The 16,662-nt window shown below is 59.5% G+C and carries 21 protein-coding genes and 1 tRNA gene; 9 read left to right on the top strand and 13 right to left on the bottom strand.

Going from position 1 to position 16,662, the window contains the following annotated elements; genetic code table 11:
• Window positions 1–35: 35 nt before the first annotated feature.
• On the bottom strand, window positions 36–239 hold the full coding sequence (locus IVB41_RS22085) for a hypothetical protein (RefSeq protein ID WP_247434790.1): 204 nt from the start codon (window positions 237–239) through the stop codon (window positions 36–38).
• Between the two features lie 171 nt (window positions 240–410).
• Between IVB41_RS22085 and ilvD the strand changes: the two genes are divergently transcribed.
• The 4 genes from ilvD (at window position 411) to IVB41_RS22065 (ending at window position 4,601) form a co-directional block, all read left to right on the top strand.
• A complete protein-coding gene (gene ilvD / locus IVB41_RS22080; protein WP_247434786.1) occupies window positions 411–2,261 on the top strand; it encodes a dihydroxy-acid dehydratase in 1,851 nt (616 codons plus the stop codon).
• Window positions 2,262–2,498: 237 nt separating this feature from the next.
• Entirely contained in the window at window positions 2,499–2,822 is a 324-nt protein-coding gene (locus IVB41_RS22075) for a hypothetical protein (RefSeq protein ID WP_247343463.1), read from the top strand.
• 281 nt (window positions 2,823–3,103) lie between these two features.
• A tRNA-Ser gene (locus IVB41_RS22070) sits at window positions 3,104–3,193 on the top strand.
• A gap of 16 nt (window positions 3,194–3,209) precedes the next feature.
• On the top strand, window positions 3,210–4,601 hold the full coding sequence (locus IVB41_RS22065; RefSeq protein WP_247434782.1) for a DUF6538 domain-containing protein: 1,392 nt from the start codon (window positions 3,210–3,212) through the stop codon (window positions 4,599–4,601).
• A gap of 309 nt (window positions 4,602–4,910) precedes the next feature.
• Here IVB41_RS22065 and IVB41_RS22060 read toward each other — a convergent pair whose 3' ends face one another.
• The 8 genes from IVB41_RS22060 to IVB41_RS22025 form a co-directional block, all read right to left on the bottom strand.
• Window positions 4,911–5,882: an MrcB family domain-containing protein gene (locus IVB41_RS22060; RefSeq protein ID WP_247434779.1), complete on the bottom strand. Its 972-nt coding sequence runs from the start codon at window positions 5,880–5,882 to the stop codon at window positions 4,911–4,913.
• A gap of 475 nt (window positions 5,883–6,357) precedes the next feature.
• Window positions 6,358–6,882 carry a hypothetical protein gene (locus IVB41_RS22055; protein WP_247434775.1) on the bottom strand — a complete coding sequence of 175 codons (525 nt, stop codon included), beginning with the start codon at window positions 6,880–6,882 and terminating at the stop codon, window positions 6,358–6,360.
• Entirely contained in the window at window positions 6,872–7,189 is a 318-nt protein-coding gene (locus tag IVB41_RS22050) for a hypothetical protein (RefSeq protein ID WP_247434772.1), read from the bottom strand. Before IVB41_RS22050 ends, IVB41_RS22055 begins: the two co-directional genes overlap by 11 nt.
• Before the next feature lie 2 nt (window positions 7,190–7,191).
• Window positions 7,192–7,698: a hypothetical protein gene (locus tag IVB41_RS22045; RefSeq protein WP_247434769.1), complete on the bottom strand. Its 507-nt coding sequence runs from the start codon at window positions 7,696–7,698 to the stop codon at window positions 7,192–7,194.
• Window positions 7,699–7,891: 193 nt separating this feature from the next.
• The gene (locus tag IVB41_RS22040; protein WP_247434765.1) at window positions 7,892–8,671 is read right to left on the bottom strand and encodes a hypothetical protein; all 780 of its coding nucleotides are present in this window, start codon (window positions 8,669–8,671) and stop codon (window positions 7,892–7,894) included.
• Between the two features lie 67 nt (window positions 8,672–8,738).
• A complete protein-coding gene (locus tag IVB41_RS22035) occupies window positions 8,739–9,089 on the bottom strand; it encodes a hypothetical protein (RefSeq protein WP_247434761.1) in 351 nt (116 codons plus the stop codon).
• Complete coding sequence (locus tag IVB41_RS22030) at window positions 9,082–9,543, bottom strand: bifunctional DNA primase/polymerase (RefSeq protein WP_247434758.1); 462 nt, start codon at window positions 9,541–9,543, stop codon at window positions 9,082–9,084. The genes IVB41_RS22035 and IVB41_RS22030 overlap by 8 nt, the downstream gene beginning before the upstream one ends.
• Window positions 9,544–9,682: 139 nt before the next feature.
• On the bottom strand, window positions 9,683–9,877 hold the full coding sequence (locus tag IVB41_RS22025) for an AlpA family transcriptional regulator (protein WP_247434755.1): 195 nt from the start codon (window positions 9,875–9,877) through the stop codon (window positions 9,683–9,685).
• 394 nt (window positions 9,878–10,271) lie between these two features.
• Here IVB41_RS22025 and IVB41_RS22020 point away from each other — a divergent pair, with 394 nt between their 5' ends.
• Together IVB41_RS22020 and IVB41_RS22015 are read left to right on the top strand one after the other, a co-directional pair.
• Window positions 10,272–10,484: a hypothetical protein gene (locus IVB41_RS22020; RefSeq protein ID WP_247434752.1), complete on the top strand. Its 213-nt coding sequence runs from the start codon at window positions 10,272–10,274 to the stop codon at window positions 10,482–10,484.
• 58 nt (window positions 10,485–10,542) lie between these two features.
• Window positions 10,543–10,770, top strand: a complete 228-nt coding sequence (locus IVB41_RS22015) for a hypothetical protein (protein WP_247434749.1) — start codon at window positions 10,543–10,545, stop codon at window positions 10,768–10,770.
• 151 nt (window positions 10,771–10,921) lie between these two features.
• Here the strand turns inward: IVB41_RS22015 and IVB41_RS22010 are convergent, their stop codons facing one another.
• Window positions 10,922–12,223 carry a site-specific integrase gene (locus tag IVB41_RS22010; protein ID WP_247434746.1) on the bottom strand — a complete coding sequence of 434 codons (1,302 nt, stop codon included), beginning with the start codon at window positions 12,221–12,223 and terminating at the stop codon, window positions 10,922–10,924.
• Window positions 12,224–12,502: 279 nt separating this feature from the next.
• Here IVB41_RS22010 and IVB41_RS35655 point away from each other — a divergent pair, with 279 nt between their 5' ends.
• The gene (locus tag IVB41_RS35655) at window positions 12,503–12,625 is read left to right on the top strand and encodes a hypothetical protein (protein WP_256464241.1); all 123 of its coding nucleotides are present in this window, start codon (window positions 12,503–12,505) and stop codon (window positions 12,623–12,625) included.
• Here IVB41_RS35655 and IVB41_RS22005 read toward each other — a convergent pair.
• Window positions 12,622–14,118: a DUF6056 family protein gene (locus IVB41_RS22005; RefSeq protein WP_247434742.1), complete on the bottom strand. Its 1,497-nt coding sequence runs from the start codon at window positions 14,116–14,118 to the stop codon at window positions 12,622–12,624. The two genes, IVB41_RS35655 and IVB41_RS22005, sit on opposite strands and share 4 nt — an antisense overlap.
• A 117-nt stretch (window positions 14,119–14,235) precedes the next feature.
• Entirely contained in the window at window positions 14,236–14,784 is a 549-nt protein-coding gene (locus IVB41_RS22000) for a hypothetical protein (RefSeq protein ID WP_247434736.1), read from the bottom strand.
• Between the two features lie 276 nt (window positions 14,785–15,060).
• On the opposite strand from IVB41_RS22000, the gene IVB41_RS21995 reads away from it, so the two are divergent.
• Window positions 15,061–15,804 carry a DUF2786 domain-containing protein gene (locus IVB41_RS21995; RefSeq protein WP_247434733.1) on the top strand — a complete coding sequence of 248 codons (744 nt, stop codon included), beginning with the start codon at window positions 15,061–15,063 and terminating at the stop codon, window positions 15,802–15,804.
• A 40-nt stretch (window positions 15,805–15,844) separates the two neighbouring features.
• Here IVB41_RS21995 and IVB41_RS35810 read toward each other — a convergent pair whose 3' ends face one another.
• Window positions 15,845–16,051, bottom strand: coding sequence for a hypothetical protein (locus tag IVB41_RS35810; protein WP_007591053.1), 207 nt, complete (start codon window positions 16,049–16,051; stop codon window positions 15,845–15,847).
• A gap of 307 nt (window positions 16,052–16,358) precedes the next feature.
• Between IVB41_RS35810 and IVB41_RS21990 the strand changes: the two genes are divergently transcribed.
• Window positions 16,359–16,655: a hypothetical protein gene (locus IVB41_RS21990; RefSeq protein WP_247359313.1), complete on the top strand. Its 297-nt coding sequence runs from the start codon at window positions 16,359–16,361 to the stop codon at window positions 16,653–16,655.
• Window positions 16,656–16,662: the final 7 nt, after the last annotated feature.

Below are 16,662 nucleotides of genomic sequence, written 5' to 3'. Positions count from 1 at the left end.
TGCCCCATGTGGTCCCCCAACCCCGTGGTGCGCGATCAGAGGGTGATGCCCTTGGAAGGCCGCCGATCGATGTCCCGCGATGTACGCGACATCGGAATAGGATTCCATTCCGGACGACTACGGATTTTATCGCGCTTGCATTTGCGCGGTGCATCGGCCTGCACGCGCAGTTGCCGTTGAATCATTGCAAGCGCGCGACGGCAGTGGCCCTGGATCATGCTGGCAGCGGCGACCACCATCGAGAAGGCGCTATCTTCGGGCTACGAAGAGCCCGCGCCGGGAGCAGGGGAGCCCTGTCCGGCTCAAGTTCCCGTTGCGCGCGTTCCCCCCGTGCGCTATCCGGCCGGAAAGGCCTGAGGCGGCTTCGAAAATCGCCCGCCCGGCCAGCCAAACCGAGGACGGAAACCGCCATGCCAGCCTATCGCTCCCGCACCACCACCCACGGCCGCAACATGGCGGGCGCCCGCGGCCTCTGGCGCGCGACTGGCATGAAGGACGGCGATTTCGGCAAGCCGATCATCGCGGTGGTCAATTCCTTCACCCAGTTCGTGCCCGGCCACGTCCATCTCAAGGACCTCGGCCAGCTTGTCGCCCGCGAGATCGAGCAGGCCGGCGGCGTGGCGAAGGAGTTCAACACCATCGCGGTCGACGACGGCATCGCCATGGGCCATGACGGGATGCTCTACAGCCTGCCGTCGCGCGAGCTCATCGCCGACAGCGTCGAGTACATGGTCAATGCGCATTGCGCCGACGGGATGGTCTGCATCTCCAATTGCGACAAGATCACCCCCGGCATGCTGATGGCCGCGCTGCGGCTCAACATCCCCGCCGTGTTCGTCTCGGGCGGACCGATGGAGGCCGGCAAGGTCACGCTGCAGGGCAAGACCAAGGCGGTCGACCTGATCGATGCCATGGTCGCAGCCGCCGACTCCAAAGTCAGCGACGAGGACGTCAAGGTGATCGAGCGCTCGGCGTGCCCGACCTGCGGCTCGTGCTCGGGCATGTTCACGGCCAATTCGATGAACTGCCTCACGGAAGCCCTTGGCCTTGCGCTCCCCGGCAACGGCACGGTGGTCGCGACCCACGCCGATCGCAAGCGCCTGTTCGTCGAGGCCGGCCACACCATCGTCGATATCGTGCGCCGCCACTACGAGCAGGACGACACCAGCGTGCTGCCGCGCAATGTCGCGAACTTCAAGGCGTTCGAGAACGCGATGACACTCGACATCGCGATGGGCGGCTCGACCAACACGGTGCTGCATCTGCTCGCCGCCGCCCATGAAGGCGAGGTCGCGTTCACCATGCAGGACATCGACCGGCTGTCGCGCCGCGTGCCGGTGCTGTGCAAGGTCGCGCCGTCGGTTGCCGACGTGCATGTCGAGGACGTGCATCGTGCCGGCGGCATCATGGGCATTCTGGGCGAGCTCGACCGCGCCGGCTTGATCGACACCTCGGTCTCGACCGTGCACGCGCCGACCATGAACGACGCGCTGGAGCGCTGGGACATCAAGCGCTCTAGGAGCGAGTCCGTCCGCACCTTCTTCCGGGCTTCGCCCGGCGGCATCCCGACCCAAATCGCCTTCAGCCAGGAGCGTCGCTACGACGAGCTCGATACCGACCGCGAGAAGGGCGTGGTCCGTAACCTCGAACACGCCTTCAGCAAGGACGGCGGTCTCGCCGTGCTCTACGGCAATCTCGCGCAGGACGGCTGCATCGTAAAGACCGCCGGCGTCCACGCCTCGATCCTGAAATTCGCAGGCCCGGCCCGCGTGTTCGAAAGCCAGGACGCGGCCGTGGAAGGCATTCTGGGCGGCAAGGTCGTTGCCGGCGAGGTCGTGGTCATCATCTATGAAGGCCCGCGCGGCGGCCCCGGCATGCAGGAGATGCTGTATCCGACCAGCTATCTGAAATCGATGGGCCTCGGCAAAGCCTGCGCGCTCGTCACCGACGGACGCTTCTCGGGCGGCTCGTCGGGCCTGTCGATCGGCCATCTGTCGCCGGAAGCGGCCGAGGGCGGCAACATCGGCCTGGTGCAGACCGGCGATCGCATCGCCATCGACATCCCGAACCGCAGCATCACCCTCGAGGTCTCCGACGACGAGCTGGCCAAGCGTCGCGCCGCCGAAGAGGCGAAGGGCGATGCCGCCTGGCAGGCGATCGGCCGCAAGCGCAACGTCTCGACCGCGCTGCAGGCTTACGCTGCGCTCACCACCAGCGCCGCGCGCGGCGCGGTGCGCGAGGTCAAGCGTCGCGTGAAGTAATAGCGTCACGTGCCGGCGTGATCGCAAGCATCACGCACCGCGCATGGTCAACAAGTTCTGAACGGCCGGCGCAAGCCGGCCGTTTGCATTAAGGATGCCCCGACGAACTTCGGCAAAGCAAGGTTTTGCGGCGTATACTGGCAGCGACCTTCGCAAATCCATTTTGGCAATTGGGGCACCACAACAATGTCTCGCACTTTCGCTGTCGTTTTCTCGACCGTCGTCGCTGCGATTTCCATGACGACTGCTGCTTCCGCCGGCTGCTACAATTGCTACACGCCGCCGCCGTGCACGACCTGCTACCAGCAGCAATACGTGCAGCCGCAATACCGGACTGTCGACGAGACCGTGATGGTTTCGCCCGGCTCCGTGGTGGCGCACCGCGCGCCGGCGCAGTACCGCACCGTGATGGTGCCGCAGACCGTGATGGTGGCGCCGCCGAGCGTCCAGTACGAGCGCATCCCGCCCCAATACGCCACGCGCCAGCGCGTCGAGATGGTCCAGCCGGGCTATTCCTATTACGCTCCGGTGCAGATGGGCTGCGCGTCCTGCGGCTACTGAGCTAAAGCAACAATGAACGGACTTGCCCGGCGCTCCCTCGGGGGCGCCGCTTTTCTTTGCAGCTGGCAAACGAGGCCCGGAAAAGGAAGCGACTCCAAACCGGGCCTCGCAACCGGCGACGCCCTGGGAGATGTCGCCAGTGTCCGGATTGCCGAGAGGGCACAGGGTAAGGGAACAGGCTGACGCTCGCCTGACAGATCCGATGCCGGGGAAAGGGGCGGGCGCCAACTTCGCGTTGCTATGCGCCGTCGACTGCGTTAAGCGACAGCCATTCCGGACTTGGAAGGGTGGCCGAGTGGTTTAAGGCACCGGTCTTGAAAACCGGCGTGCCCGCAAGGGTACCGTGGGTTCGAATCCCACCTCTTCCGCCAGTCCCGCGCCAAGTCGTTGATCTTCCAGAAACTCAGCAGTTCCAATGGCTTCCAGTTGATGGGTGCTACGGTAAACTGCTACAGCGAGCCCATGGAAGACGTGCCTCATCCTCGACTACACAAGCGTAAAAACACCTATTACCTCCGCGCCTCGTACCCCGCCGATCTGCTGCATCTGTTCAAGGGCAAGGAACGGTGGAAGTCCCTTGGGACCTCTGACTACCGCGAGGCGGTACGGAGGGTCCGGGCTGCGAGTGCGGACTTCGACGCCGAGATGGAGCGCCTGAGAGCGACCGAGGCCGGCCCCTCCGCGAACCTCTCTCAGAGGGAGATCGTTCGACTGTGCGGGAAGGCTTACGAGTTCGCCATCCGCCGATGGGAAGACCAGCCGGGTGGGGCGGTGGTCTACGAGAAGATCATCGACAAGATGTCGAGGACGGACACCGCTGCCGACTTGGAAGCGGAGATTGGCCCCCATCTCGCAGAGTTACTCAGCCGCTCGTCAACCGTTGGGAAGATCGACGAGGATAGTAGGGCGCGGTTTCTGCCTGCCTTGCGCGACACCATCCGAGATGCCGCTACTACACTCCGGCGTCGCGCCAACAACGATTACGGTACGGACCACCTCGTGAACCGCTTCGGAGGAGCGAACAAGAAGCCTGCTGGGGGTCTCAGCCTGCGGCGGCTCATGGACGACTACTTGGCTGATCCAAGCGTCAGGCGCGGTGAGAAGACGCTGCTCAGCTATCGTATCCTGTTCGACGCTATCGAAGAACTCATGGGACCGGACAAGCTGGTCCGGGATGTAACCCGAGAGGACTGCAAGCGGGTTCGATCTCTGTTGCAGACGATCCCCAAGAATGCGCGGAAGGTCTACCCGGGCAAGTCGCTGTTGGAAGCCGCGCGACTGGCCAAGATGGAGGGCAAGCCGCTCATGTCTGTCGGAACGGTCAACTCGTACCTGAACAACCAATCATCGCTGTTCAACTGGGCAGTCAATGAGGATCTTGCAGACCGCAACCCGGCCAGAGAATTGCAGTTGGCCGACCCGGTCAAGGACAGGAACAAGCGTAAGCCGGTGCCGCTGCACGATCTACCGAAGCTGTTCCAGATGCCTCTCTACACCGGCTGTGTTGACGACGAGAACGGTTACGCGAAACCGGGCACGAGCCACCCGAGGCGTGGTCGCTTCTGGGTGCCGCTGCTCGCGCTCTTCCACGGATTGCGCCAAGGCGAAGCGTGTCAGCTCCACAAGACGGACGTTCGGCAGATCGGCGGCGTCTGGTGCCTCATGCTCTCCGAAGAGGACCCCAACGAGATGGAAGTCGAGGACAGGAAGCGGATCAAGACTGAGGCCGGTGAGCGGTTCGTGCCGCTCCGCTACTACTTCGGAGACGACGATGACTGACATCGCCCGGTGGAAACGTCGCGTCGCTCGCAAGGCCGAGGTCAAGGGCCGCGCCCAAGAGCCCAGCCACATGTTCAAGATGTGCCGTGTGGTCGGCTGCAAGAACACGGCCCGAGCTGGAACCGGAGACGGCCTCGATACGCGCTTCTGCAGGTCGCATGCAGACCACCACGCGCGGCACGGTAGCCCTTATCGGTCGAGCTTCAAGGCCAGCGAGATCAACCCTTATCGTCGAGCGGCCCTCGAGTGGCTCTTGAACAACGAGGTAGACAAAGTTGTTGCGAATGCGGTTCAACGTGTCCGCAGTCTCTATGAGCGTGCGGGGCCCCACGTCGAGGCGTTCCGGCTTCGAGGCTTGTCACCAGCAAACCGAGCCAAGGCGGCATGGGCGCGTCTACGGCACCACGGCGTAGATCCACGCATGGTTGTCGCCGCATCCCTTGCGAGCCACCGCACTTGAGTCTCATCAAAACCGAGCCGGCGAGCCTTCTGGATTTCATATTCGAACACAACTCGCTCGCCAGCATCTCCGACCTTCTTTGATTCCTTCGACAGACGATGGCGGCCGTTCCCCGAACCTGTCGCTCTGGCCTTTCGAGGCGCCCGAGGTTCAAATGTCTTCACGGTTGGCACAGCCTGTTCTGCAACAGGGGCAATTTCCGCCTCTAGCAGCTGCTGCAAATCTGGAAGGAGCGGATTACTTACCAGGTCCCGGTACAGTGCCAGCATGAAGGCGTAGTCGGCGACGAGTTGCGCATCATCAGGTAACGCTTCCAAGTCATACTCTATTGCCGCGATGCTCGACTGCTCGTAGTCGAAATGCATCCGGTCTCGCGGCTCGGCGGCAAGATTTAGCGGCCCGAAGTGGAGGATTCTTCCAGGGTGAACCAAGCCGCCGAGGTGTGTCGCGGCGGCGCGGAGCGCTATATGGCGCTCCTGGACTGAGTTGAAGTATTCCCCGAATTGGGTCGTACCGAAAGCTAGGGAGAGATAGAGCCGCCTGAGATCGACCGAAAAGAGGTAGACTAAGTAGAATCCGTGGGTCGCTGAGTTGGTAACACTGCGATCGAACGTTGCCACCCAAGGCGCTGAGGTGATATTCCCTCTGCCCGTAGAACCCTCTATTCGGTAAGAAGGACCGGCCGGAGTGTGGCGCTCGAGTTCTTGGCGGAAATCTCGCACGACTAATGTGTATTCGGGATGCGCCTTCGATACCGTCCCTAATGCTCGATAGTCCGCCCAACCCGCCCTGACGCCGTTGATGACTTTGTTTAGGCTCACGCCGTTAGCTCCCCTCTAGGATCGTCCCATCGCGTTTCCGCCCGGCTGAAGACCCCCTCAGTTGGGCGTCGATCCGGACCGCTCGCAACAATGCAGATTGATCTCCGGAAATTCGTCAGCCGACACCGTCTCGCATCTGGAGGTTGCGGACGTAGCATTCGCGTGCGCGGAAGCGAACTTAGTCTTTAGTATCAACAAAGCGGTGAGAGCTGATGCCAACGCGTCCCGCCCGTTCCTCCCTGACTTCAGTCGGCAGACACGCAAACGGGGGAATCTGCGATTTGGGGCCTGCTCTTTCTCGAAACAAACGGCTCTAAACAATTTCGATTGGTCCATCGTTTTCGCAAGTGTAAAGAATGCCCCCTGATAATCGGAATGGCTAGTCAATTTGGCTAGTGCACAAATTTAATAAGCGGCGGCAACGCTTCGCGGGGAGGGCGCGTCCGCGTGTGTGAGAGCTGCAGGGTTGAGGAGTTCAGCTGTTGCGCCGTCGCCGATTGTCCTTGATTTCGCTGGGCCGCAATCTCGTCCAAAACTCAAGATTACGGTTACGCTCTTTGTCGACCTCATAGCGGCTTTCGCTGTACATCCCCATGGGCGTCGCAGCGTCTATTTCTTCCAGCGGCGTGCCCAGGATCAAATCGGTTCCGACGCGATCCCACCAATCATTCGCATCGTTGAATGGGTTGGACGGCGTTTCGAAAAGCAGTTTCAAGTCGCGCAGGGTGTCAAACGACTTGGTTTTGTGGCGGTCGGCGAAATGCAAAGCTATTTGAATTAGGATGATGCCGCCGATTGAAAGATTATTGTTGGTTGTGACAGATAACCCATGTTCGTTGCGATCAAAGTCGAGGGCAGTGCAACTTATTATTTCAGGATGCTGATTGGATGCATGTCTGCCGTGCTTGCGATCGTAATCCTTTACCCAATTGAAGTCTGCCAACCCGTCAGGTCCGAATCTGTAAAGGATAGGACGTGGAAACGTCACTTTATAGATCATCGCAGTAGTCCTTATAAATCCGCGCGGCGTCATCGTCTGATGTGGCCTGCAAAATGGTTGCCTTCGTCCCGTAGAGCAATGTGGCTATGTCTTCACGCAATTTCGGGCCGTATCCTTCAATGATGCGCGCGTATGCCTCGCCGTCACGGTAGCGCTGTAAGAAATCGTTCTGTCGCTGTCGCCAACGCTCGTAGTGAGCGCGCTTGTCGACGGTAAGATGTTCGATCCTCGCAGCCAGGGAGGCGTCGGGCTTAATCGCTGTGGCGAGAGCGGCCAATCGTCGCTTATCGCGCTCAGTCACGCGCACGACTATTTGCCCGGCTGCTGCAATAGCTTTTCAAGTTCAGATAGACGGTTGCGCATTTCGGTGATTTCGCTGATCTCTGCCAATTTTGCTAGCGTTCCGCTCATCTCCTTCGCTTCGGCGGTGCTGATATCACCATTCTGTAGCGCTGCCTTTACGTCGGCCGCCGTTGCACCCTCAAATTCGACAGTGCGTGACTGCGGCAATACTCGATCCAAAATGTACTCGACTGACCATCGCTCACCATTGTCGAGTGCGCTGCATAATTTCTGAAACGCTTTCGGCGCAAGCTCCTTGACCTGACGAAGCATTTCACGGTTGTGTTTGCCCTTTGCGCCAAATGGACGGCCCGGATTCCCGAGGGCGAACCTGCCGCCAGGATCGTGGTAGGTTTGTCCATCTGACGATAAATTACGCGGAGCATCCGCGCGAACCGGCGCTACGATAGGTATTGGTTTCAAGTTCATTGCCGTCAAACCCATTTCACCTGCACATTGTGTCTCGTCAGCCATGCCGCAACGTCGCGAACTGGCGTTATGGTGGTCCGACCATGTGAACGAATAGGACGCGGAAAGTTGAATTTCTTTCGCCATGCGTGCAGGGCGGCACGCGAGCGGTTCAGCATAGCCGATAGCTCGCTCGCGGATATTTCCGGCTTGGTTTCTAAGATAACCAAGCCGGGCAATCCCTGCGGTCCTTTGCTGCTCACTGTTGCTGACCGCTCAGCATGTTGTACGCGTCCGCGATGCTCATTTTGCAGGCCAGGGCCACCAAGCGAGCGGTGGATTGCAGCGCCGTGTCGATTGCAGCGAGATCATCCTTGCGCGTCTCAAATTTGTCGGTCGCTGTTTCAGCAGCTCGGATCGCTGCATCGACGTCCGGCCCTGTAGCGGTCGGATTTTCGACGGTGGGCTTCAGCGAATAATCGGATTGAATTCCAGCCGTTTCGACGAAACGCAAGACTTGATAGCGATGAAGCAGCATCTCCTTCCTGTCATCAGGCAACTCGTTTTGGATGCCAGCGGCGATTAGGCCGGCAAGCTGTTCGTATGAGAAATTATTGATCAAGCTCATCCGTTCCGCAGCACTTTGCGCACGGCTGTATAGGTCTAAAGCGCGCTGACGGAGCGCTGCGTTAGCGGGAGTGGCAGGATCGACCGCCGTCGCCCGCACCAGTGCGGCACTCTGTGCTTGTGTCTCGTTCTGTCCGGCCACGGTGAGCGAGCGGAAGGGCTTGCCCAGTGTGGACGCGGCTGACGTCCGAATAGCAGCTGTGAGAACAGCCGGGAGCAATTGGGCGGCGTTACGTTGCACGACGCCAATGAAGCTCTCAGTGGCTGCCGAAAGGTCCGCCATCGCTCGACCAACAGCAGTCCCCGGCATGATGCCGTTCGGCATAACAGCAATGGCAGACGCGCCAGCGCTATCGGTAATGGTGGCAAGGTTTTCAGTAGAGTTAGCAGTGTAAGAAGCGTGCATCGGCATTGTTCCGTTATCCTTTTAGGTGTGGGTTAGGTGAAGTGTTTAGGCGAAGTCGCCGCCGGTCTTGTATTCAGCCGTCGCATCGGTCCGTGTTTGCAAAGACTACAAGCGAACCGGATTGATATTGGGCGGACGTTGCGCTGCCACCAGCACGCTTATTTGCGCCGGACGCTGATGCGATGGTGATGGTTCCCGTCGAGTTTTGAATGAAACCGACGTTGAAACCGGGCGGCAAATCGTTCGAAACGATCACGGTGATGTTGTTGTTGCCTTCGTGCCTAAAGACTTTGCCGTTGTCGAATTCATGCAGGGTGAAGGCTGCGGAAATAGATTCGATATTGCCGAGTTGAGTTGCGTAATTCATCGTCGGTTTGTCGATGCTGTAGCTTATCGTGCCAAGCGTCGTGACGATTTCAAACATCACCGGGCCGGAGTACGGACCAAACCGGCGGGTCACCGCGCGGAATGGAGAAGTAGTAGTGTCCGCCCCCCGATGGCGTTTGCGTCGCGACGGTGTTGGGAATGATCCAGTTGTTTGCGTGGATTGTTGCAAAACCGTCTTTGTCATTCTTGCGGTCCACATCCAGAACGTACAGGCCGGAAACACTGCCCGTTCGGATACCTAGCAGAGCGGACGGCCAAGCCGTCCACCAGGCGCCAATCACGGCGGCGTCGCTTGTCGCCAACTTTAAACCGCCTTCGCCCTGGACCGGCGCAGGCCGTCCTAGAACTGCCGCAACATCAGCGTTGGCGAATGGACGCTTCGTAGCTGGATTCAGCGGGAAAACGTTGACGCCAAGCGACGCCAGCCATCTCGCGTAATCTAGCGACGAGGGTGCGTTGCGCAGTGCGATGGGCTGCGCTAAATCAATCATTCCGGTGTTCCTTGTTGCCCGGCTCGCTCTAATCAGCGCGTCGGGCATTCTTTAGGGTAGGGCGGAGCAACCCTCCGCCCGTTTCGTTGAAGCCATTTGCGGATTTGGTGCCGCTCACCGAATTAGTTGGCCAATCATGCTAGGCGGCTGCTGGCGTGACCGTTCGGGATGCTATGTAGCGCTCGACGTCATCGGCGAGATATCCGACGCGGCGTGGCCCGAGCTTCACTTTGCGCGGGAAATCGGGATTGGACTTGCTGTAACGGCGCAGGGTGGGCTCAGAGATCGTCAGGCGCTCGCAAATCTGGGGAACGGTCAGAATGGTGCTGGGCATGGGAATGCCTCTCTCCGCTATTTCTGGGGCTTCTGGGGAGTGCGGGCATCCGCGCCGCGAGCACCGCTCGCCACCAGCGGTTAGAGGGCCATCCGGACCTGTACGCCGTTCCAAGCGGCTTGGACCATCCGGTCCACGCCGTGGGCGTCATCCGACGCGCTCACAGCACAGCATGACACTAGGTAAACGGATTTGTTCGTCAAGAGTCATCTTGAGCGAGAAGCAGCAATCACGAGTGTTTAGCTGTGGATTCGCGATCAGCTTTGACCCACATTAGAATGCTGAGATGTTGTCCGAGTTCGTTCGACAGCCTGGGTCGCGTCATCTGAGCGAGTGGACGTGGGAGATCGAATGGCGCTAGATGCCTCGACAACGAAACAAAGGGAGCGCGCCTGTGTCAAAATTCCGCAGCTACGTCGGCTATTCCCATGTCTTCGCCGACCAGGAGGGGCACCGTTACCTTAGCGGGTACATGCATCCGACAGCGCAAGCGGCGATCGATGCTATCAGCAAAAACATACCCAAGGGTACTCCAGTCACGGTTGTCCAGGTCGTCTGGGACGAAGCAGAAGATGCCCCGTATCCGCCGTGGTCTGCCAAGTCGTGAAAAGAGGGGCGGTTGGTGACCTAGACGGGGCGATTGCGATAACTTAGCTTTGGTCGCCATGACGAACCCGGAAAAGATATACGCGTTTCTGCGAAGCGAAACCCCGAAGGCCTATTGCGACGACTGTGTTGCAAAGCTTGCCGACATTTATCCGCGCCAGCAGATCAACCCCGTTTGTGCCGCTTTGGGGTTGACCTCCGACTTTGATCGACGAGAAGCGGTTTGCGAAGATTGCCGCGCATTGAAGCTGGTGACCAAATCGTTGCGATACGATGCGCGGGTTTGAAGTGAGCGGCGTGCCATCAGCCGCGCGGTGGGTGCCGCGTGCGAGATAATCGTTTTTTGACGGCAATGCCTATGATTACCGGCATTGCCGGTGTCGGAGCCGCAGTCGCGCCAACGGCGATGGATACCAAAGTCCGGATTTTCGACTACAGTTAAGCCAGTAACCGTTGCCATTTTTGGCTATAGACTCCGGCACCCATCAAAAGATAGTCGCTCCATTGCTGCATGAGGTCCTTTCGGCGTTCGAGGGCGTCACCACGCCGATAGGCCTTTTGGGTCTTGTCCTTGATAGTGTGAGCAAGCGCCATTTCGGCAATCGTGTCGGGATGCAGTGTGGTTTCGCTGGTCCAATCTCGGAATGTCGATCGAAAGCCGTGAACGGTGATACCGGCGCGCATTCCGCGCAACATTTCGAGCATTGCCATGTTGGATAACGGTTGATTGCGTTTCGCGCCTGGAAAGACGTAAGGATTGCCATCGATACGGTGTAGGCTGTTGAGCAGATTAACGGCTGCGTTCGATAAGGGGACGCGATGTTCGACGCCAGCCTTCATACGTTCGCCCGGGATCGTCCATATCGCGTTATCGAGATCAAATTCAGGCCAAGTTGCGTTGATCGTTTCATTGGTGCGAACGGCACATAGGATGGTTAGCGCCAAGGCTTTGGCGGAATAATCGGGCTTTTCTTGCAGGGCGCGCACGAACGCTGGCGCGTCCTTCCAATCCATAGCCTCGAAATGCGCCTTGGATTGCTTGCCGTTCAGCCAATGTTCAAGGTTATCTTGCCATTGCGCGGGATTGTGGTGATTGACCCAGCGCTCGCGTGCGTCTCGGTTGGATAGACCTTTTGCTTTTGCCGCTGCGATGATGATCTCAATTCGGCTTCTCACACGTGATGCTGTTTCGCGGGCGTTGGCCCAAAGCGTCCCATTGCTTCCTTTTCGAGCGTGATCCTGTCGAATTACGTTCAGGACGTCGTCGGTGCTGATTTCATGAGGGAGCATTTTGCCGATGATCGGGTAAGCGTAGGTGGCGAGGGTATTTTCCCATTGCTGATGGTGCTTGGCGTTTTTCCAACCGTCTTTGTGCTGAGCAATGTACTCCCGCGCGACATCTTCAAATGTTTCGTCGCCGGCTCGCTTGGCGATCGCTTTGGTCGTGGAGAAGCTCCGTTGTTCTAAAGGATCGTGACCTGCCTTAATTTGCTTGCGATGTTCAGCGGCCTTCCATTCGAGGGCTTTCAGCTTGGCAACGTCGATCGGCTCGTATGTTTCGAGCGTCATCAATCGGCGTTTGCCGGTCCTGGTGGAGTAGCGAAGCGCCCAAAAGGCTGATCCGCTCTTGGCGACTGCGAGGCAGAGCCCGTTTTCGTGAGACCACATGCCGGGCTTTGCGGCTTGGACAAGGGCGTGTATTGTACGGACCGTCAGGCCCTTTCGAATGGTTTGGTGCATGGGATGGCGTCTCCGCTGGTTAATCGCCACGCTAGGCGCTCACCAATCCGAGTTCACCACTACGTTTGCACCCCGATTGCTCATGAGTGCTTGTGATTGTCTAAAGTTGTGGACAATCAAAAGGGTAGGGGCGTTCGTGATCGCTGATGACTTCGCGTGACACCGCAAAGCTACGGTCACCCCTTCCGCCAGTATGGCGTTCTCCATTGTTCGCAACTGTTCGGAATTCACAGTGAAATCAAAGGTCAGCTCCGGAGCGCTATACTTGCGGGTTCGCAAGTGTTCTCCTCAGTTCGAGCCGTGATCGCCGTGACCGCCCAGGGCGAACTCATCTTCACCAACCCGGACGGCGGCGAATTTTCCGAGAACGCCATGCTCGCGGTGCCCGATCGGCTCGGCTAGTCGGCACGTTGCACGCTAGGCGTACCCCCGGACCCCGCTACGATGCTCTCCTTTTGATAGAAGCGCGCGATGCAGTCGTTCGGGAGCCGGCCGGGGTTGTCGGTCACATCGCTGCTCATCAACGTGGTCGGGTGCGCCGTGTGCTGCGCGACCACTAGCCTTTGCTCGGGAGACAGGGTGAGGCGCGCATGACGTTCCATGCTCTCGAGCCAGAAGACGCTAGAGCCGTCTCCCTCCGACCGAATCTGCATGCCGACCTTGCTGTAGTGCAACGCTATTGCCAAGCTGGCGCCGAATATCAAAGGCACGGCAAAACCCATGCCTGATGAGGACAAAGGTAACGCGCTGACCAGCTTGCCAATTTGGTCGCGATATGCTCGGGCAAAAAGCGCGGCGCTCATCGTCAGGCTGAACAGTATAAAGACCAGCACCTCATTCTGCGCCCTCTCAACAAGACGGATACCCGTGGCATACTGGTGCACGAAATATCCGAAATATGCGCCGCCCAGACCAATGAGCGCGACGCCTACGGCTAAAAACTTTCTGTTTCTCGAGCTCACGTAATTCGGCTGTGGCAATGCAGTTGTGGCCAACACAACGAACAGAAGCCACGTCGCCGTCGCGGGCTCTCTGAATAGGCGTCCCAGCCCAACCAAGCCGAAAAGAAACGCCTCCTTCAGCGAGTTGGAAAAGTCACGCGCCATCGGAAACTGACTCATGCGCACGGAGTTACCAGGCGCCGACAACACGACGGCGAGGCCGGCGACGGTTGCGAGACCAATCCACACATGTGCATTGACCTGGAGACGCTGGCCGAACACCCAGCGAGCCAACAGCGAGCAGGAGACGACACCTATTAGCCAAACCGCCGTGAACTCATTGCACATTGCCGCGACTAAACCACCGAACGCCATCAGCGCAGTCGATGCGCGCGAGAGATGCACCCCATCTTCCGTCGCGTTTATGAGCTCAGCAAACACCAAAACGACGATCGCCGCAGGAACGATGTAACAGGCAACACCTGGTAACCAATAGAACATTTGGTGCAGGCTCGGAGCCTCGCTCGCGAGCACAGCCGCGAAGGCCAGCCCGAGCGCAATCTGCTGCAAGGGAGTTGTGTCCGGGTGGATCCGTCGCGCAAGAAATATCATCGCCGCAACAAACGCGACCATGAAAGCAAAGATGATCAGGACATAGCAAATGAAAAGATCTATGCCTGTCGAGGTGCGTAGGACGGCAGGAAGCTGCATCAGAAGCAACGGCGTGATGCGCCCTATGACGGAGCTGTAGAAGACCGACACCGATCCGAAGATGCCATCACGATCGTTCGCATGAAAGAAACAAAAATCATCGGAGTCGGGGATTGCATATAGCGCAAGGCCTAGCAGCTTCAGGATGAACACGGCTGGCACGACAACGACAACAGTCCAAGCAGCCAGTACAGTACGCGCACGTCGAGCATCGGTGCGTGTAGAAATGATGTTGGTATGCATGCAATTTTCTTCAACCAGAAAAGCGTGCTTTGTAGTTGTTGCTTACTGTGTCGTCAACCGGGCATTGGAGCCTCTTGTGCGCAGGATTGAGCGAATGCGGTGCCGGTGCTCGATCGATCAGCTTGGGTTCGGCGTGGCGTCGATCACAACGCCCGTCTGATCGGCTTTCGGGGCCGGCGGTGGCGGATGGTTGACGACGATCACCAGGGCCGGCTGAGTTGGCTCGGACAAATCGATTGTCCAGCCCGCTCGCGGACCGCCGCCGCGGTGATTGCCCGCTGCAGGATTAGGAGAATGACCGGCCAACTCGAGAAGCCACGAACTCGCCCGGTCTCTCACCATATCGTTGGCGCTCGCCCGGATATCTATTTTTGTGGCACCGGCGCGAGCGCTGCTCAATGCCAGATTCCGCACGACCTTCTCTTCCAAGAGCTTGGCGATGTGCGGCCTGCCGAGCTCGCGGGACGGGTGTTCGCGGGACAGACCGGCCGGTTCGGCTGCTGCCGCGATCGTCTTGACGTTACCACGCACCATCGCGTCGATCGTGGCGCATATCTTAGCGGTCGCGGGGAGTGAAGCTGATCGCGACGACCAAGCCGAAGACGCTGAATTGACGCTGACTAAAGCTTGACGGAACATGGGCGCCGGAGTCAGATCGGCGCCCATGGGGCAACATCAGCACGACATCGAAGAGCTCGCGGCAATGGAGCGACTATGTCGCGATCTGGCGGAGGAGAGCAGGGTGCCCGGCGAGGCCGGCGCGCAGCTCGAGATGGCCGAAAACTACGGTCGTGAGGCTGCGAAATTCACTGGGGATAGGACCGTAGATAGCTCGCGGCGCTGGCGGAAACGTCGAGCAAGTTCAGTAAGTTTGACGGGACACCCCTTCCGCCGGTCTATCCGACCGGTTCTATCCGTCGGGTTTACCCGGACAGGTGATCGGTGAATCAGACCTCCGCTCCGGCCTCCCTCGACAAGCTGAAGCTCCGCATTCAGGCGTTGCGTTCCAAGACGATCGCCAATGGCTGCACCGAGGACGAGGCAATGTCTGCGGCCGCCAAGGTCGCCGAGCTGCTGGATCGACATGATCTGTCGCTCTCCGACGTCGAACTGCGCGCGTCGTCGTGCGAGCGGAGGGTCTACGAGACTTTTCGCAAGAAGCGCATTCCGCTGGACGACTGCGTCGGCGCGATCGCTCATTTCTGCGATTGTCGGGTCTGGCGCGAGAAGAACGCGGCCGGCGACAACCGCTATGTGTTCTTCGGTCTCGGCGCGGATGTCGAGGTCGCGCATTATCTGGCCGAATTGATCGACGGTGCCGTGCGCGCTGACCTTGGCCGCTTCAAGACCTCGGTCGACTACGGCAGGTTCCGGCACCAGGAGCGGCATCTGGCCAATGCCTCCTTCGCGCTCGGGATGGTGGCGTCGATCGCGGACAAGCTGGTCGCGATCAAGGCCGGTCGCGATCAGGTCAACGAAAGCACCGGCCGCGGGCTGGTGGTTCTCAAGACGTCGGTGGTCGATGCGGAGTTCGACAAGCTCGACCTGAAGATGCGGACCCAGCGTAGCGCCAGCCGGATGGTGTCGATGACGGCCTATGAAGCCGGTGGCGCCGCCGGCGCGTCGCTCGCCATCAATCCCGGGCTTGGCAAGTCGCAGTCGGGGACCACCCCCAAAGGACGCTGAACGCGTCGGGGAGGGCGTGCAGCTTCGCCGTCATCGCAGTTCAGTCGATCGACTTCTCGAGCTTCTGGGCTGCGCGGAAGTCGTCCATATGCTGCAGGTTCGGCCCGTACGCGGCCTCCTTGGTCAGCAGGTGGTAGATCCGGGCCACGACGGTTTGCAGATGTTTCATGCGTCCGCGCGGCATCGCCCGGGCCTTGCAAAGGGCTCGGACCGCATGCGCCCGGAAATAATCAAAAGCGTCTGACATCGCGGACATAACGTTCCGCTCGATGATTGGTTCTTGGATCTGTTCTTGCTCGCGCGTCCAAAAACGTCTCCAGGAACACTGTCGAATGGGAGAACTTAGCCAGGCACGAAGCTATGGGACGGGCGAGGCATGTTCTTCTTTTTCTCGAACCGATTGGGATGTCTCGGCTCGCTGCTGGTCTCCGGGTTGATCACTCTCGCGCTGCTGTTCATGTTTGGGATCGTTCGGTTCTAAACGCCCGCGCGTTCAGGAACCTGGCCCTCGCTGACCAGTTGTTCGCACGCTGGTCCAGCCACGGAGGGCGCCCTTGGAAAGTACGATCATCGGAGAATTCGACACGCGCCGCGGCGCCGAGCTTGCGGTTGAGCATGTCGTGCAGGAATGCGGCGTGCCGCGAACGGACGTCTTCGTACAGCCGGTCGGCGACGCGAACACGTCGGGGACACGCCCGGCCGGTCCTGACGCCAAGGCCGCGCCCGCGCCGGAGGGGCATCAGAAACTGGAAGGCCGGATCGAGGTTTCCGTGGATTTTCACGGCGATGCGCCCGAGAAGATCGCGGACGCCTTGAAGGGCGCAGGTGCAAAGGCGGTCCGAACCAAGTAGCGGCAAT

Source organism: Bradyrhizobium sp. 44 (assembly GCF_023073095.1).
Classification (GTDB): Bacteria; Pseudomonadota; Alphaproteobacteria; order Rhizobiales; family Xanthobacteraceae; genus Bradyrhizobium.
This window is presented reverse-complemented; position numbering and strand designations above follow the sequence as displayed.

Excerpts from the sequence above, each read along its gene's own strand:
- IVB41_RS22085 (WP_247434790.1), bottom strand. The coding sequence starts at position 239 with ATGGTGGTCGCCGCTGCCAGCATGATCCAGGGCCACTGCCGTCGCGCG.
- ilvD (WP_247434786.1), top strand. The coding sequence starts at position 411 with ATGCCAGCCTATCGCTCCCGCACCACCACCCACGGCCGCAACATGGCG.
- IVB41_RS22075 (WP_247343463.1), top strand. The coding sequence starts at position 2,499 with ATGACGACTGCTGCTTCCGCCGGCTGCTACAATTGCTACACGCCGCCG.
- IVB41_RS22055 (WP_247434775.1), bottom strand. The coding sequence starts at position 6,882 with ATGATCTATAAAGTGACGTTTCCACGTCCTATCCTTTACAGATTCGGA.
- IVB41_RS22045 (WP_247434769.1), bottom strand. The coding sequence starts at position 7,698 with ATGGCTGACGAGACACAATGTGCAGGTGAAATGGGTTTGACGGCAATG.
- IVB41_RS22040 (WP_247434765.1), bottom strand. The coding sequence starts at position 8,671 with ATGCCGATGCACGCTTCTTACACTGCTAACTCTACTGAAAACCTTGCC.
- IVB41_RS22035 (WP_247434761.1), bottom strand. The coding sequence starts at position 9,089 with ATGTTTGAAATCGTCACGACGCTTGGCACGATAAGCTACAGCATCGAC.
- IVB41_RS22030 (WP_247434758.1), bottom strand. The coding sequence starts at position 9,543 with ATGATTGATTTAGCGCAGCCCATCGCACTGCGCAACGCACCCTCGTCG.
- IVB41_RS22025 (WP_247434755.1), bottom strand. The coding sequence starts at position 9,877 with ATGCCCAGCACCATTCTGACCGTTCCCCAGATTTGCGAGCGCCTGACG.
- IVB41_RS22015 (WP_247434749.1), top strand. The coding sequence starts at position 10,543 with ATGACGAACCCGGAAAAGATATACGCGTTTCTGCGAAGCGAAACCCCG.
- IVB41_RS22010 (WP_247434746.1), bottom strand. The coding sequence starts at position 12,223 with ATGCACCAAACCATTCGAAAGGGCCTGACGGTCCGTACAATACACGCC.
- IVB41_RS22005 (WP_247434742.1), bottom strand. The coding sequence starts at position 14,118 with ATGCATACCAACATCATTTCTACACGCACCGATGCTCGACGTGCGCGT.
- IVB41_RS22000 (WP_247434736.1), bottom strand. The coding sequence starts at position 14,784 with ATGGGCGCCGATCTGACTCCGGCGCCCATGTTCCGTCAAGCTTTAGTC.
- IVB41_RS35810 (WP_007591053.1), bottom strand. The coding sequence starts at position 16,051 with ATGTCAGACGCTTTTGATTATTTCCGGGCGCATGCGGTCCGAGCCCTT.